The sequence below is a fragment of the Desulfobacter latus genome (genome assembly GCF_013389365.1).
GTDB lineage: Bacteria > Desulfobacterota > Desulfobacteria > Desulfobacterales > Desulfobacteraceae > Desulfobacter > Desulfobacter latus.
Window position 1 is genome coordinate 1 of sequence record NZ_JACADJ010000043.1, and the last position, 12,179, is coordinate 12,179.

The window sequence follows — 12,179 nt, forward strand, 5'->3', positions numbered from 1 at the left end:
GATATGTAAACGTATGTAAAAAAATAATGGCTATTCCCTCAATCGCTATATTGATATGGAAATATTTACATATATATGAATTTTTTGTAATATATTTTGAGAAGATTTTTTCTATGCACTTCCGCAGACAGTCATGGGATGAACCGCTGCGATATATTCTATTCTAAGAGCCTTTTTGATAATCAGGGAATCGCAGCGAAATTTCGTAAAAATGAGAACCTATTTTCACAAATTTTTTGTTAATAACGCTACGACTGACATAAAATTGGGGGCTGTTTTTATGAAATTGTAACCGATTTATTCGACTTTAAGGGGGGGGCGTAATATCGTTTATATTTTATAAATGTTGTTTTTCAAACCTGAAGTCCATTTTTTTTCCAAAAAAAGATTACGGTTTGATAATGCTGGCGTCATGTTGAGGTAATCAACTTGTGTTATTGTTTTATTCAGATAAAGCTGGAGAAAATATAGGACCTGCAACCTTTTTTTCATCATCTTTTTCTTTCTCTCCGTTCAAACAAAGAAAATCAGGTAGAGCCGCCTGGTTTTTTTTGTTTGACACTCCCCTCCAAATTGCGGAATTAGGGTCAAATGGCATTGAACTACAAGCCGGTTACATGGCGATTGGCCTGCAGATCTGTGTTAACAGGGACTGGCATTCCCGGATAAATTCTAGTATATTGTGCCACTTGTTTAAATGGTCCTGGTGGCCTTTAATATATAAAGGATAGAACATGATTGATGAAGAACGCCTGGGGAAGCGGTTTGCAGCGCTTGCCCGGATTGATTCCGAATCCGGCAGCGAGGCCCTGATCGCAAAAGTTCTTGAAAAGGAACTGACAGCCCTTGGGGCAACCGTGATGTTTGACGATGCCGGTGATAGAATCAACGGTGACTGCGGCAACCTTGTGGCCACATTCAAAGGCAATGCGGAAGTTGCGCCGGTAATGCTTTCCGGGCATATGGACACGGTGGTGCCGGGCAAAGGGGTTAAGGTCATATTTGAGGACGGGGTGTTTAGAAGTGACGGCACCACCATCCTGGGTGCCGACGACAAGTCCGCCCTTGCCGTCATTCTTGAAGTGATGCAGGTGATCAAAGAGAATAACCTGACGTGCCCCCCTGTTGAGGTGGTCATGACAGTATGTGAGGAACTTGGGCTTTTAGGTGCCAAGAACCTTGATTACGATCTGCTTCAATCAAAATTCGGGTACATTCTGGACGCCGTGGATACCGAGGGAATTGTGAACCGGGCGCCTGAGGCCAACAAGATCAGTGCAAAAGTTTACGGCCGGGCCGCCCATGCCGGCGGTTCTCCGGAAAACGGGATCTCTGCCATTTATGCGGCATCCTGCGCCATTGCCAAGCTTGAACTGGGGCGCCTGGACGAGGAAACCACTTGCAACCTTGGGCTTATTTCCGGTGGGGCTGCCACCAATATCGTTCCTGAATATGTGGAAATTCATGGCGAAGCCCGGTCCCATGATCCTGCAAAACTGGACAAAGTCACACAGACCATTGTCTCCACCTTTGAACATACCATGGCCGAACTTCAGGCCGAAGGGGACGCGCTTCCCCGGGTGGAAATGATCGTGAAAAATGACTTTCCCAATACCATCATTGCCGAAGATCATATGGTGATCAAGCTTGCCCAAAAAGCCGCTGCCAATCTGGGCCGGGACATGGTCTGTAAAACCAGCGGCGGCGCAGCGGATGCCAATGTTTTTTTCAGCCACGGTATTGCCGCAGGTGTTCTCGGCACAGGCATGACGGATGTGCATACCCTTAAAGAATCCATTGTACTTAAAGATATGGTCCATTGTGCCGAACTGATCCTTGAAATTCTTCAAATCCATGCAACAGAAAAGGTAGCGTTATGATTCTTTATCTTGATATGACGGCAGGCATTGCCGGGGACATGTTTTTAGGGGCGCTGGTAGATCTTGGGGTGCCTGTGGAGTGGCTCAAAGAAAAACTGTCAGCTGTTCTGAACGGGTTTGATTTGCGTACTGAAATTGTGTTCCGTAGTCACCTGCGGGCCGTCAATCTTTATGTGGACGTGACCGATCATGTCACCCATCGCCATTACACCACCATCCGGCAGATGATCGAATCGGCGGATCTGCCGGAAACGGTCCGGACCAATGCCCTGACAGCCTTTAAACACATTGCCCTGGCCGAATCCCGGATTCACGGAAAGGACATTGAAACCGTCCATTTCCATGAGATCGGCGGCATCGACAGCCTGGTGGATATCATCGGCGGTTTTCTGGCCCTGGATTATTTGGGCGTGGAGCAGGTGGCGGCAACGCCGGTTCCCCTGGGATCAGGGACCATTCAGTGCGCACATGGTACCATTCCCGTACCGGTTCCGGCCACTGTGGCGATACTTAAAGGTCTTGAAGTAACCGGATCTGACGCCAAAACCGAAATTGTTACACCCACAGGCGCATCTATTGTCGCAACGCTGGCCCCGCAGTTTGGGGTTATGCCGGACATGCGGATTGAAAAGGTGGGGTACGGGGCCGGCAAACGCGACATCGGTGCTTCTGTGCCTAATCTTTTGCGCCTGGTGTTGGGTTCTCCTGCTGCCGTAAAAAATTCCGGGGAGAACATCCTGTCGGATCAGGTGCATGTGCTGTATAGCAATGTGGATGACATGAGCCCTGAGAGTCTTGGCTTTGTTATGGATCGCCTCATGGACAAAGGCGCTTTGGATGTCAGTTTTACACCGGCATTCATGAAAAAAAATCGGCCGGCCACCCGCATTGAGGTGATTTGCCGTAAGGATCAGCTCCAGACGCTTTCCACCATCCTGCTGTCCGAAACCACAACCATTGGGGTTAGATATCACATTTGCGACCGGATGATTTTAAGGCGCGAACCTGTGATGGTGGAGACAAGCCTTGGCCGGGTAAATGCCAAAAAGATTACAACACCAGGCGGCCAGGCCCGGATCATACCCGAATACGATGACTGCAAACACAAAGCCCAGGAGCATAAATTGCCCTTTTATCAGGTATATGAGCGCATTCTGGCTGAATCGAATTCCATCGCGTAAAAGAGCGGGAAGGAATTCTTTTAATGGGAAAAAAAATTATACCTTTCAGGTATGATTTAGGAGGAAAACGCGATGGAAAAAAACAAGGAAAAAGAAAAAGCTGTCCAGACCGCCATGAGTCAGATTGAGCGCCAGTTCGGCAAAGGCTCGATTATGAAGCTGGGCGGCCGGGAAATTGTCGCCGTGCCCGTAATCCGGTCCGGTTCTCTCGCCCTGGATAAGGCCCTGGGCGTGGGCGGATACCCCAGGGGCCGGGTCATTGAAATTTACGGCCCTGAATCTTCCGGTAAGACAACCCTGGCGCTTCATGCCGTGGCCCAGGCCCAGAAAAACGGCGGCATTGCGGCGTTTATCGATGCTGAGCACGCCCTGGATGTGTCCTATGCCAAGCGGTTGGGTGTGGATTGTGACGAGCTGCTGGTTTCCCAGCCCGACAATGGTGAACAGGCCCTTGAAATTGCCGATATGCTGGTGCGAAGCGGCGGTGTTGACATCATGATTGTGGATTCGGTGGCCGCCCTTGTGCCCAGATCAGAAATCGAAGGTGATATGGGGGACTCCCACATGGGACTGCAGGCCAGACTGATGTCCCAGGCCCTTCGTAAACTGACCGGCACCATCGGTAAAACCGCCACCACCCTGATTTTCATCAACCAGATTCGTATGAAGATCGGCGTGGTCTATGGTAATCCGGAAACCACCACCGGTGGTAATGCCTTGAAATTTTACTCTTCCATGCGCCTTGAAATCAGAAAAGCGGCTGCCATTAAAAGCGGCGAAGATGTGATCGGGTCCCGGACCAAGGTAAAGGTGGTGAAAAATAAACTGGCCCCCCCGTTTAAAAATGTTGAATTTGATCTGATGTACGGAGAGGGTATTTCCAGGACCGGCGATCTTCTGGATATGGGGGTGACGCTGGATATTGTGAATAAAAGCGGGTCCTGGTATTCATTTGAAAAAGAGCGCATCGGCCAGGGCAGGGAGAATGTAAAGGCTTTTTTAAATGATAATCCCGAGATCTTTGATGCCATTGAACGTAAAGTGAGAACCGAACTTGGAATTGCCGGGGCGAAAGCACCCGAGACTGAACCCGGCAAAGGAAAGGACAGTCAGCCGGAAGTGAAAGCCTAACCGGTACAGTTGAGCAGGAGCTTATAATATTATGACAGGTAATGAAGCCAGGAAAATTTTCCTCGAATATTTTAAAAAACATAATCACCGCCATGTGCGCTCATCATCTCTGATCCCCCAGGATGACCCCACCCTGCTGTTTGTCAACGCCGGTATGGTGCAGTTTAAGCGTGTTTTTACAGGTGATGAAAAACGTGATTACACCACAGCGGTTACCGCACAGAAATGCGTTCGGGCCGGGGGGAAACATAACGATCTTGAAAATGTGGGATACACGGCGCGCCATCATACTTTTTTTGAAATGCTGGGCAATTTTTCCTTTGGCGCGTATTTCAAGGAAGAGGCCATTGACTTTGCCTGGGATCTGCTCACCAATGGATACGGGTTTGATCCCGAAAAACTTTATGTTTCTATTTATAAAGATGACGACCAGGCCTTTGAGATCTGGAATAAACAGGTTCGCGTGCCTGCCGAGCGTATTGCCCGGTTAGGTGACGAGGACAATTTCTGGGCCATGGGAGATACCGGGCCATGCGGTCCCTGTTCCGAGATCCACATTGACCGGGGCAAAGAATTCGGGTGTGATGATCCCAACTGCGCCGTAGGCTGTGACTGCGACCGGTGGCTGGAGTTATGGAACCTGGTATTCATGCAGTTTGAAAGAAATGAAGACGGCACCATGACGCCGTTGCCCAAACCCAGTATTGACACCGGCATGGGCCTTGAGCGAATCATCTCCGTACTCCAGGACGTGCCCACGAACTATGATACCGACCTTTTTGTTCCCATTATGGACCGGGTCGGGGAACTGTCCGGAAAAAAACGGGGGGAATCCAAGGAAGTGGACGTGGCCATGAAGGTCATTGCCGACCACTCCAGATCCGCTGCTTTTTTGATCTGTGACGGGGTGCTGCCCTCCAATGAGGGGCGTGGGTATGTGCTTCGCCGGATCATGCGGCGGGCCATCCGTTACGGCCGCAGCATCGGGCTGACCGAACCCTTTTTACACAAAACCGTTCAAACGGTGTTCTCCATTATGGATGAAGCCTATCCGGAACTTAAAGAGTCTGCCGCTTTTATCCTCAATGTGGTGAAAAACGAAGAGGAAAAGTTCCTTGAAACCCTTGAACACGGTATGAAGCTTTTGGAGGCAACGATTGAGGACCTTAAAGAACGACAAGAGAAAGTCATTCCGGGCGGGGTAATCTTCAAGCTTTACGATACCTTTGGATTCCCTGTGGACATTATCCAGGACCATGTTAAGGAGATGGATATGACCCTGGATCTGGACGGGTTTGATGCAGCCATGGCCGAACAGAAAGCCAGGTCCAAGTCCAAAAAGACGTTTGCCGGTGTGGGCGATGCGTATAAACCCTTGACCTCGGCGGGCGTGAAAACGGTATTCAAAGGCTATGATGCCATTGAAATGCAAAGTGATCTGCTCATCGTGGTTAAGGATGATGCTGAAGTTGATACGGCCGGCACAGGTGACGAAATTGAGGTGGTTACCCCGGAAACCGTATTTTATGCTGAATCCGGGGGGCAGGCCGGAGACAGTGGTCTGTTTGAAAATGATACCTGCGTTATTGAGATTGCAGATACGGTCAAAGATCCTTCCGGTCTTTTTATCCACAAGGGAACAGTTGTCAAGGGGGGCTGCAAAAAAGGCGATACATTTACCCTCAAGGTGGATGCAGCGCTTCGTCGGGCCACGGCGGCAAATCATTCAGCCACCCATATCCTGCATGCAGCGCTTCGCAAGGTTTTAGGCGATCATGTTAAACAGTCAGGCTCTCTGGTGACACCGGACAGGCTCCGGTTTGACTTCACCCATTTCAGCGCGGTTACGTCCGAAGAGCTTGCGGCCATTGAAACAGAGGTCAACACCCATATCATTGAAAACCATGCGGTCGTCACAAAGGAGATGGATATGGAAGAAGCGGTCCGGTCCGGTGCCACGGCCCTGTTTGAAGAAAAATACGGAGATACGGTCCGGGTGGTTTCCCAGGGGGATTTTTCCCAGGAACTGTGCGGCGGTACCCATACCCGTGCCACCGGTGACATCGGGTTGTTCCGCATCCTTTCCGAGGGGGGGATTGCCTCGGGGGTGCGTCGTATTGAAGCGGTGACAGGGCTTGCGGCCCTTGAGACGGTTCATGCAGATCAGACTGCCATGGAAAAGGTGGCTGACCTTTTGAAAAGTAATAAAGATGATGTGGTGAACCGGCTTGAAACATTTGTGGCCGAAAAAAAGGCTGTGGAGAAGGAGCTGGCCGCACTTAAGGCTAAAATTGCGTCCAAATCCGTTGACGACATTGAAAATGATATCAGGGAGATCAACGGGATCAAGGTACTGGCCAAACGGGTGGAAATTGAAAATCCATCCCAGCTCCGGGATCTGGCCGATAAATTCAAGACCAGACTGGGCTCAGGTGTGCTGTTGCTGGGTACCGAATCCAACGGCAAGGCATTGCTTATTTCCATGGTTACCGACGATCTGATCAAGACCGTTAAGGCCGGCAATGTTGTTAAAACCGCTGCCGGTATCGTGGGGGGCGGTGGTGGCGGTCGCCCGGAAATGGCCCAGGCCGGCGGCACCAAGCCTGAATTCCTTGATAACGCCTTGGAATCTGTTTTTGAGACGGTAGCTAATTTGTGACAGCGTATTTTATCAGACGACTGATTTTAGTGATCCCGACCTTCATCGGCATCACCATCATGGTGTTCACCATCACCCGTTTTGTCCCGGGCGGTCCCATTGAGCGCATCATTGCCGAAACCAGGGCCATGCAGATGGGAGAACAGGGTGGCCGGTCCAAGGCCCGGGCCGGCCAGGGTCAGCCGTTGTCCGACGATCAGATCAAAAAACTTGAAGCCTACTACGGATTTGACAAGCCTGTACTTCAAAGCTATGGCATTTGGCTTCTCAAGGTACTCAAAGGGGACCTGGGCCGGTCCACCCGGTACCAGGACCCGGTGTGGGACATGGTTAAAGCGCGTATTCCCATATCCCTTTATTTCGGGGTATTGAGCATGGTCGTCATCTACGGCGTCTGTATCCCCCTGGGCATGGCCAAGGCGGTACGTCACAACAGCGGGTTTGATAATATAACTTCTGCGGTTATTTTTACTGGCTACGCCATCCCGGGCTGGGTAGCCGGTGTTATCATGCTGGTGATTTTTGCCTCCCGTATGGATCTGGTCCCCCTGGGCGGACTTGCATCCGATTATTTCGCCGATATGACGCTTTGGGAAAAAATAAAGGATGTGGCATGGCACACCCTGATGCCGCTTCTCTCTTATGTGATCGGCGCCTTTACCGTGATGACCCTTTTGATGAAGAATACGCTCATGGATAACCTGGCTGCCGATTATGTGCGCACAGCCATTGCCAAGGGCTTAAGCTTTAAACAGGCCATATTCCGCCATGCCCTTCGCAATAGCCTGATCCCTATTGCCACCAGTTTCGGCAACAATATTTCCATTCTTCTGATGGGATCATTCCTCATTGAAAAGGTCTTTAATATCGACGGGATGGGTCTTTTAGGGTATGAGTCCATCCTGGACCGGGATTACCCGGTGGTGATGGGAATACTTGTGATTTCATCCCTGTTGTTCATGGTGGGAAATATTTTGTCTGATGTGTGTGTCGCCATAGTAGATCCACGGGTTCGATTTAAATAGGGAGGATTGCATGGCGGTATTAAATCCGGTGACAAAGGCGCAACTCAGGCGCTTTTGCAGTGTCAAAAGAGGCTTCTGGTCCCTTGTAATCATCCTGATTCTGATGTTTATCTCCTTTTTTGCCGAGGTGTTCATTAATTCTAGAGCGCTTGTGGTTTATTATCAGGGCGCGTTTTATTTTCCCACCTACGCAGATATGATCCCGGGGAAAACCTTTGGCCTGGACTATTCCTATGAGACCAATTACCGGGAATTGAAACAAAAAATGGACCGGGAAGGAGGGACCGGTTTTGTCGTTATGCCGCCGGTGCCCTATGATCCCTATGAAAATGACCTGCGCCTCAATGAATATCCGCCGTTTCCGCCGTCCTTTTCCCATCGGCATTTCCTGGGCACGGACAACGTGGGCCGGGATGTACTGGCCCGTCTTGTATACGGGTTTCGTACGGCCATTCTTTTTTCCCTGGGACTGCTGTTTCTTAATTATACGGTGGGCATATCTCTGGGCTGCGCCATGGGGTATTTCGGAGGGAAATTTGATCTGTTTTTTCAACGGATTATTGAGATCTGGAGCAATATCCCGTTTCTGTATGTCATTATCATTGTTTCTTCCATTGTGGTGCCAAGCTTCATGGTCCTGATCCTGATCATGGCCTTTTTCGGCTGGATTTCCATTACCTGGGTGATGCGCACCATGACCTACCGGGAAAAGGAACGCGAATATATCCTTGCGGTCCGGTCCCTGGGCGCTTCGCACCTGCGGATCATTTTCAGGCACATTATTCCCAACACCATTTCCGTGATCGTTACCTATGCACCCTTTGCCATTTCCGGCGGCATTGTGGCCTTAACCTCCCTGGACTATCTGGGGTTCGGCCTGCCTGCACCCACGCCGTCCTGGGGCGAACTTTTATCCCAGGGCTGGCAGAACATGGAAGCCTGGTGGATTTCCGCTGCCGTGGTGTCAGCCCTTGTGGTGACGCTGATGACCGTTACCTTTATCGGCGAGGGTATTAGGGAAGCCTTTGATCCGCGACGCCATACGGTGTATGAATAAGCCTGTATTAAGCAGGTAATTGCATGCTTGATTTTTCTTGCTCGTGTTCTATAACTATCTGAATAAAATTACCATATCTTCCCAAAGCCTGCTTTCCGTCATCAACGACATACTGGCTGGACTTTTCCAAAATCGAGGCAGGACGCCTCGATCTTGAGGAGACCGAATTTTCGCTGCAGGAGACCTTTTTTTTAACAATCATTATATTATTGACTTCAGGGCGGCTTCCACCTCTTGATAATCAGCATTGCTTGGGACCGTAAGAGAGCGGTAGCCGTCTCCTGCAAACCTGCGGTCCAGTTCAATGAGTACATGGGTCACATCACCCTGGATGACAAAAGAGAGTTCAACTTCCTCAATACTGCTGAAACCAAAGCCTGTGGGTTTAAATTCCAGTTCCTGGTAACAGCCGGAGACCGATTCAAATCCGTTCCCGTTTAAAAAGCCTTTTTCCACATCCGCTTTGACCAGCCGGAATCCGTTCTGATGCATGGCGTCGATGAATGCGGCAATCACAGGGCTTGGGTGGATGTGAAGATAGTCCCGGTCCTTGGGATCAATGGCGTTGTCAATATCCAGGGACGTTTCGAGCCAGACCTTGCAGCGGTTATCGGAAATGTCCAGAACGGTAACCGGGGTTTCCGGATGAAGCTCGAAGGCGAATTCCACAGATTCTTCAGCACCGGGTTTGAGTGTAAATGCTTCACAGATGGCATATTCGTCCAAGGTGTGGGTAAGATTTGCATCAATGTCCTCGCCTTCCTGCTTGGCAACGGTTTTAAGTTTAAGGTTGATGGCGGATATTTCCTGTTCAACATCGCCGCCCTTTATTTCAATCCGGCCCGCCACTGTGCCGCCCGGATAAAACTGGTCTGTTGTGAGGATGGCATCCACTTTGGCGGATCCGAATCCCATTTTGGCAAATATTTTTTTAAACATGATGGAGCTCCTTAAAAATTTTATGGCCCTAATCTTTTGAAGAGGGCGCCTCAAGTATATCAGCAGGATCAGATTTTTTTTCGATTTCAAGCATGGCCGATTCAGACCCGGGCAGTCTGCTTAATTTCAACTGATACTCCTGAATATGGGTTTCTGCTTCCAAAGCCTTTTTAGCCAAAAGATATCGCAAGTAGAAAAACCAGGCAAAAATTAAAAGAATGGCCATGCCGGCAATGGCAAAAAACCATCCATACCGTTCAATGATTTCAAGACCGCTTTGGCCGATAAAGGCAATCAGATTTGGCAACACCCAGAAGGCAAGCACAACCAGGAAAATGCCTGCACCAATTACAAAAATGTTCATGCGATTGATCTGGGCTAAAAATTGATCCATTTTACCGGTGGGCTCAGCGTCCGCATTCTCGGTTGCCGGGTGCTCTTCCTGCTTTTTGCCGGCAATTCTTGAGACGGCTGATACAATAAAGGCAGACAAAAGTATAAATCCTAAAGGAAGGCCAAGGGCCGTGGAAAACCAGGCCCTGAACGGAAAAGGCACTGTCCGGGGGACCAGCTTTTTTTCGTAATTTTCAAAAGGACCAAAGGTTGCTTCAAAATAATATTTTTTAAACTTGGTCAAATGCTTTCCATCAGTTTCGTAAATAACTGTTCCTGAATCATTCAGAACCTGCAGGCTATGCTTTGTTCCGGATTTTGCAAAAAAAATGAAGAAAATATAAAGTTCCACGAAAATCAGCACCATGGCAATGATAATCATCAGGGGCTTGTTTTGTAAAAATGAATTTTTAATATTCATAACCCGCCTTGTTTTGATTGCAAGTCTTATCTTTTAAAATTGTATAGAAATTAACCCGTCTCAGAGACCCTGTCAATTTATTAATTATTCAAGACGAATCAATGGGAGCATATTGAAATATGTGCTTATTGATGCAACGAAGACGACAGGTAAAAAGACAAATCACTTAAGATTGGGTCCGAAATAACTTAATTTAGGAGCGCGGGAGTCCCGCCCACACCTCTAAAATACTTGCGGACATGCGAGTGAGACGTCCGCGCTCCCAGATATGGCAAAATGGGCGAGTTATTTAAGACCCGTTGACATTAAGTTGCCCATATGGGCCAGTGTTCTGATAAGCTGATAGACATAGCCCATCTCATTGTCATACCAGGATACCACCCTGACTTCATAAATTTTGGTTCCGCACCGCTGGGCAAGTGTTTGGGTGGAATCAAACAGTGAACCATAACTCATGCCGATTATATCGCTTGACACCAGTTCCTCGTCAGAATATCCAAAGGATTCATCCGCCGCGTTTTGCATGGCTTCATTAATGCCTTCAACAGATACGGTTTCGGTTTCATCCTTTAAGGTCGCGTCAAGAATGGTGATGGAGCCCGAAGGAACCGGAACACGCTGTGCCGAACCGATCAGTTTGCCGTCAAGTTCGGGGATGACAAGACCAATAGCCTTTGCAGCGCCGGTTGAATTGGGCACGATGTTGATTGCACCAGCTCTTGCCCGGCGCAAATCACCTTTGCGGTGCGGCCCGTCAAGGATCATCTGGGCGCCTGTGTATGCATGGATTGTTGTCATAAAGCCGGTTCTTAATTCACGATACTCGTTCAACACCTTTGCCATGGGTGCAAGGCAGTTGGTTGTGCATGATGCCGCGGAAACCACAAGTTCATCGCCTTTAAGTATATGATGATTTACACCATAAACAATGGTTGGCAGATCTTTGCCTGCCGGGGCGGAAATTAGAACCCTTTTGGCACCGGCATCGATATGTGCCTGACTTTTGGCCTTTGAACAGAAAAATCCGGTGCATTCAAGAACAATGTCCACCCCGAGACTGCCCCAGGGAAGATTTTTTGGGTCGGCATCTTTGTAAATTGGGATTTTTTTGCCGTCAATAATGAGCCCTTCTCCGTCGCACGCAACTGTATGGTCTGAATAACGGCCCTGAACACTGTCATACTTGAGAAGATGTGCCAGCATTTTAGGTTCTGTCAAATCGTTAATCGCTACAATTTCAAACCGCTCATCCCCAAAGAGTTTCCGGAAAGAAAGCCTTCCTATTCTTCCAAAACCATTAATCGCAATTTTAAGCATAATACATCCTTTTTTTAAAGATTGGGTGTAAAGACAGGCCTGAGAATCAGGAAAATGTGATGCTAAATCACAACCCGCCATAAAAAAATAAAATAAAGAGAACTTGCCTTGCTCAGCTGGAAACGTAGATTTTTAAATCCGAAATAATATTAGGCGAATAGCTTGCTTACTGTCAA

9 protein-coding genes are annotated in these 12,179 nt (G+C 48.9%); 6 read left to right on the top strand and 3 right to left on the bottom strand.

The annotated features are described in order from the left end of the window. Positions 1–734 precede the first annotated feature (734 nt). From HXW94_RS12020 to HXW94_RS12045, 6 genes are all read left to right on the top strand, one after another. Positions 735–1,880, top strand: coding sequence for a M20/M25/M40 family metallo-hydrolase (locus tag HXW94_RS12020; protein WP_178367145.1), 1,146 nt, complete (start codon positions 735–737; stop codon positions 1,878–1,880). After that, the gene (larC, locus tag HXW94_RS12025) at positions 1,877–3,061 is read left to right on the top strand and encodes a nickel pincer cofactor biosynthesis protein LarC (protein WP_178367146.1); all 1,185 of its coding nucleotides are present in this window, start codon (positions 1,877–1,879) and stop codon (positions 3,059–3,061) included. Before HXW94_RS12020 ends, larC begins: the two co-directional genes overlap by 4 nt. Before the next feature lie 72 nt (positions 3,062–3,133). Continuing rightward, positions 3,134–4,192: a recombinase RecA gene (gene recA, locus HXW94_RS12030; RefSeq protein WP_178367147.1), complete on the top strand. Its 1,059-nt coding sequence runs from the start codon at positions 3,134–3,136 to the stop codon at positions 4,190–4,192. Between the two features lie 31 nt (positions 4,193–4,223). Beyond that, positions 4,224–6,851 (top strand): alanine--tRNA ligase, encoded by a 2,628-nt coding sequence (gene alaS, locus HXW94_RS12035; RefSeq protein WP_178367148.1) that lies wholly within the window; start codon positions 4,224–4,226, stop codon positions 6,849–6,851. Then, on the top strand, positions 6,848–7,876 hold the full coding sequence (locus HXW94_RS12040) for an ABC transporter permease subunit (protein ID WP_178367149.1): 1,029 nt from the start codon (positions 6,848–6,850) through the stop codon (positions 7,874–7,876). The genes alaS and HXW94_RS12040 overlap by 4 nt, the downstream gene beginning before the upstream one ends. A 10-nt stretch (positions 7,877–7,886) precedes the next feature. Then, positions 7,887–8,933, top strand: a complete 1,047-nt coding sequence (locus tag HXW94_RS12045) for an ABC transporter permease (protein ID WP_178367150.1) — start codon at positions 7,887–7,889, stop codon at positions 8,931–8,933. A 201-nt stretch (positions 8,934–9,134) separates the two neighbouring features. Here the strand turns inward: HXW94_RS12045 and HXW94_RS12050 are convergent, their stop codons facing one another. The 3 genes from HXW94_RS12050 to gap form a co-directional block, all read right to left on the bottom strand. Further along, entirely contained in the window at positions 9,135–9,872 is a 738-nt protein-coding gene (locus HXW94_RS12050; protein WP_178367151.1) for a sporulation protein, read from the bottom strand. Between the two features lie 28 nt (positions 9,873–9,900). Continuing rightward, the gene (locus HXW94_RS12055; protein WP_178367152.1) at positions 9,901–10,686 is read right to left on the bottom strand and encodes a hypothetical protein; all 786 of its coding nucleotides are present in this window, start codon (positions 10,684–10,686) and stop codon (positions 9,901–9,903) included. A 285-nt stretch (positions 10,687–10,971) separates the two neighbouring features. Next, a complete protein-coding gene (gene gap / locus HXW94_RS12060) occupies positions 10,972–12,003 on the bottom strand; it encodes a type I glyceraldehyde-3-phosphate dehydrogenase (RefSeq protein ID WP_178367153.1) in 1,032 nt (343 codons plus the stop codon). Positions 12,004–12,179: the final 176 nt, after the last annotated feature.